The organism is Nitrospirota bacterium, assembly GCA_016207905.1.
GTDB lineage: Bacteria > Nitrospirota > Thermodesulfovibrionia > Thermodesulfovibrionales > JdFR-86 > JACQZC01.
Map to the genome: position 1 here is coordinate 1 of JACQZC010000086.1, position 3,673 is coordinate 3,673.

General features: G+C 40.8%; 3 protein-coding genes. All 3 read left to right on the forward strand.

Annotated elements, in window-relative coordinates; translation table 11 throughout:
• Nucleotides 1–89 precede the first annotated feature (89 nt).
• From HY805_10420 to HY805_10430, 3 genes are read left to right on the forward strand one after another with little or no spacing between them, the layout of a single operon-like run.
• On the forward strand, nucleotides 90–1,040 hold the full coding sequence (locus HY805_10420) for a hypothetical protein (GenBank protein MBI4824624.1): 951 nt from the start codon (nucleotides 90–92) through the stop codon (nucleotides 1,038–1,040).
• Nucleotides 1,041–1,072: 32 nt separating this feature from the next.
• Nucleotides 1,073–1,963, forward strand: a complete 891-nt coding sequence (locus tag HY805_10425; GenBank protein MBI4824625.1) for a DUF4338 domain-containing protein — start codon at nucleotides 1,073–1,075, stop codon at nucleotides 1,961–1,963.
• A gap of 37 nt (nucleotides 1,964–2,000) precedes the next feature.
• Entirely contained in the window at nucleotides 2,001–3,416 is a 1,416-nt protein-coding gene (locus HY805_10430) for an IS66 family transposase (GenBank protein MBI4824626.1), read from the forward strand.
• The last annotated feature ends 257 nt before the right edge of the window (nucleotides 3,417–3,673 follow it).

The window sequence follows — 3,673 nt, forward strand, 5'->3', positions numbered from 1 at the left end:
TCTGGATAAGTATCGATGAGCATGTAGTAGCCCGCTGGACAAGGAAATATCCCTTAGCAGGAACCAAACACCCTACCAGGGGCAATGCCATGAAGGCTGATAAGCTATTTTACATCTTTGAACTCACCAAAAGGAGGCTTTTAGGGCTAAAGTCTGCCCCAGGGAAAACCACCCTGGCTCGGGTCGTCCTTTCCCTGATCAGGGAGTTGATTGCCCTCACCAGATCAAAATACATCAGGGTTATCCTTGATGCCGGCGGTTGCAAAGGGTCCATGATAGCCAGACTAAAAAATATCCCGGGAGTAATCTACTTGATTAGGGCTAAGCGTTATTCCAATTTGGTAGAAGACTGGAATAGAGCAGTCGAAGAAACCGGATATATAAAATATGAAGACCCTACCGACCCCAAAAAAGAGCGAACAATAAAAATAGCCGAGACTGAAACCAAGGTACCGGGTCTAAAGGAGGAAGAAAGAACCATCATCGTCTTGGATGAGAAGGCTCAAAAAGCGAAAGACAGGTTCTATCCCCTTTACACCAATGATCCGGTAGGAAGTGGGCTTCCCTTAGTTATCGAATACCGCCGCCGACAAAACCATGAACTTGCTTATCGGGTGATGACCCATGATCTCAACCTGGATGCCCTGCCTAAAAGTTACCCCATTAATGGAAAATCAAATAAACCAAGGTTTATGAGTAAGGCGGTACATCTTATTGCCTGGGTCAAAGCACTGACTTTCAATCTCATCAGTGATTTTAAGGAGGAATTGGACGAGAAATACCACACGATGACCATCGGAACTATAGTGAGGAAGTTTATAGCTCGTTCGGCTATCTTGAAAATCCGTAGAAATGAGTTAGTGGTAGTCTTCGATTATTTCAAAGAGCAGGAGGCCTTAAGGGATTATTGCCATAAGATTAACATGCGGGAGGCCAGGATACCATGGCTTCAAAATAGAATCCTCAAATTTGAATTTAAAACTTGCCCTGAATTGCTTGAGCAGGCTAAAATGCGGAAGAAAATTATGCTAAGGCTTTAAGGGCCTGCAACATTTGATGTTATAATTATTTCATGGCACAGAAAGATTACGTGTTTCGTGGAAGGAGCTTTAGCAAAGGGGAGATAAATCTAATCGAGGAGATGGTGGAACAATATTGGGATGAAGGGAGAGGGAAGATCTCAAGGGTAATTTGTATGAGGTTAAATTGGCGCCAGACTAATGGGCGACTAAAAGAGGTTGCCTTAAGAGAGGTGTTATTAAAATTGGAGAGAAGGGGACTAATCTCTCTGCCACCCCCTCGTCCTGCGAGTGGCTATAAGGAAATTAAGTTATTGACTGAAGAAGAGGTGAATTTTAAAGAACCAAATTGGGAGGTAGATTCAAATCTTACAAACATGGATGTGAGATTTGAATTAGTAAAGGCTCCTCAAAAGGAAAGGCTGTGGCGATACTTGATTCAACGTTACCACTACCTGGGATATAAAAGGATTGTTGGGCGATACCTGAAATATTTTGTTTATCTAAGAAACGAATTAGTTGCCCTAATAGGATTTGCCGATGCAATTCTGCACCACCACTTGAGGGACGCCTTTATTGGTTGGGATATACAAACACGCAAGGCAAGGCTTCATCTGATTGTTAATAATGTAAGGTTCTTAATCCTGCCGTGGGTGAAGGTAGGAAACCTTGCCTCAAAGATTTTGTCCAAAGTAGTAAAGATAATGCCTACAGATTGGGAAATTCGCTATGGATATAAACCCCTCTTTTTGGAGACCTTTGTGGATGTTCAGAGATTTAAGGGGACATGTTATAGGGCTGCAAATTGGGTTTATCTTGGAAGTACTAAAGGTAAAGGGAGGAGGGGAAGAAGGTATTTTTTCCACGGTGTCAGCCGCCATTTATATATTTATCCATTAGAGAGAAAAGCAGTAAATAAGTTAAAAAGCCATGAGTGTCAATAATTGTCAGGGAGGGAATAAGTGCCCTTACTTAAACGGTATGAGTATACTCACTCTAGCCAGGGAAGTGGATTTTTTAAGGGATAGGGTTAAAGATATGGAAGGACTGATGGAATTAGCTACCGAAAGGATACAAAAGTTAGAAAAGGAGAAGGAGGAATTAAATAAAGAGCGGGAAGGTCTTAAGGAGAGGTTAAAACGAATTCTTTGCAAAGCATTCAAACCCAGGGTAAAAAAAGAAGGCGAGAAGATAAAAAAGGGAGCACCCTTAGGACATCAAGGTAGGAGTCGCATGAGGCCAACAGAAGTGTCTGAATATAAAGACATCTATCCCAATAGGTGTGAGGAATGTGGGTCAGGAGATATCACAGTTTATGAGAACAGCTATGAGGAACATTATGTTGAGGACATTAAGATAATAAAGGTAACGACTTTGAATCGTATGCACTATGGGTACTGTAAGAATTGCAAGAGGACGATTTATCCGAGGAGGGAAGAGTTAGTAATTAAAGCTTCAAGGGTAGGGGTGGAGGCAAGGGCGATAGGGAGTTACTTAAGATATCTTGGGCTTCCTTATCGTAAAGCAGCGAAGATATTCAAGGATATTTTCAACATAGGGATATCACACACATCTTTACAATCTTTTGAGAGGGAGCAAGCTAAGAATGGGGAAACCCTTTACTCTGCGATTAAGGAGGAAGTAAAGGATTCCTCTTTCATTAATATAGATGAGACTGGTTGGCGTGTTGATGGTGAGAACTGGTGGTTATGGGTATTTACGAATAAAGAGGTAGCCCTTTATTGCATAGAAAATAGTCGTTCAAGTGAGGTGGTAAGGGGAATTTTGGGTGAGGAATATAGAGGGGTATTAGGGAGTGATTTTTACAGTGCCTATAATGCGATAAAAGCGAGGGCTAAGCAGAGGTGTTGCGCTCATCTATTAGAAGAGATTAAGGAGATACAGGAGGCAAATAAATTCACAGAAGGTTCGAAGGAAGAGGTATTTTGTAGGAAATTGAAGGGGATTTTCAAAGGACTGATAGAGGTTTGGAAAGAGGTCCGAGAAGATAAAAGGGGTTTTGATGAATTAAAAGAGGCAAAAGAGGGGGCAATTACGGGGTTAATTGAGTTAGTTTCAGAACCTTTTGGAAATGAGGATATTGCGAGGATTCAAAAAAGGATTATAAAACATCATGAAGAACTTCTTGTATTCCTTGATGACCCAGAGATTGAGCCGACAAATAATCGTGCAGAAAGGCAACTAAGACCTTCAGTGATTATGAGGAAGATAACCTTTGGGAATCGTTCAGAGGTAGGCGCTCACAATCACTCAGTGATAATGAGTATCGTTCAGAGTGGTATTTTGAATAATGTAAACCCTTTGGATATATTTATAATGCTAACGAGGAAAGATTGTGCCAAAGATATTGATTTACCGCAGATTAGGGGTCCTTGAGTAATGGTAGTTTTAATACCACTAAATATGTTCGGTAAAGAGGAGATTTTCTTAGGGAGATGATGGTGTAGTATTGCCTTTTTTACAAATTCTGGCACTCTCTTTTGGTGTGGAGTATCTTTTCAGAAAAACTTGCCTATTACCCAAAAGGAAAGCCAACGGGCAAAGGTATCTTTATTCTTACTGAATTATACCTTTATGTCAATATATTTCCCCTTTTTCAGCGAACATAAATTTGACAAAGATATCTAAAAGAA

Bases quoted from the DNA above. Each gene is read 5' to 3' on its own strand.
- HY805_10420 (MBI4824624.1), top strand. From the start codon at position 90: ATGAAGGCTGATAAGCTATTTTACATCTTTGAACTCACCAAAAGGAGG.
- HY805_10425 (MBI4824625.1), top strand. From the start codon at position 1,073: ATGGCACAGAAAGATTACGTGTTTCGTGGAAGGAGCTTTAGCAAAGGG.
- HY805_10430 (MBI4824626.1), top strand. From the start codon at position 2,001: ATGAGTATACTCACTCTAGCCAGGGAAGTGGATTTTTTAAGGGATAGG.